Source organism: Mesorhizobium sp. M8A.F.Ca.ET.207.01.1.1 (genome assembly GCF_004794715.1).
Classification (GTDB): domain Bacteria; phylum Pseudomonadota; class Alphaproteobacteria; order Rhizobiales; family Rhizobiaceae; genus Mesorhizobium.
The window spans coordinates 1-367 of sequence record NZ_SRUS01000226.1 but is presented as its reverse complement, the minus strand read 5'-3'; the positions used below and the strand labels follow the sequence as shown (position 1 = coordinate 367).

General features: G+C 66.2%; 1 pseudogene. It reads left to right on the top strand.

Features of this window, described 5'->3' with window-relative positions:
* A pseudogene (locus EN850_RS34290) lies at positions 1-367 on the top strand (hypothetical protein); the annotation flags it as partial.

Here is a 367-nt window from a genome sequence, read left to right as displayed (position 1 = left end):
CGTCGGCGCTGCTGGCGGGCGCACCGACCCGACCCTGGTGCGCATCCGCGATGTGTCGCGCACCGAGCACGATGCCATGCTGGCGCTGATCCGCAAGAAGCTGCGCAGCGAGTTCAACTTCCCGAAGAACGCCAAGCGTTATTTCGGCGTGCCGGCGGTGTATTCGCTGGAGAACGTGAAGTATCCGCAGGCCGATGGCAGTGTCTACGGCATCCGGCCGAACCTGGGCGCCGATGCGGCGTTGAAGCTGGATTGCGGTGCCGGCCTGGGCGCGGCGACCCACATCACCGGTGCGTTCGCCTTCGCCGCAGTCGGCAAGGCGCTGGAGATGCTGCTGGAGCCGAAGAAGGTGAAGGCTGAAGTGGTC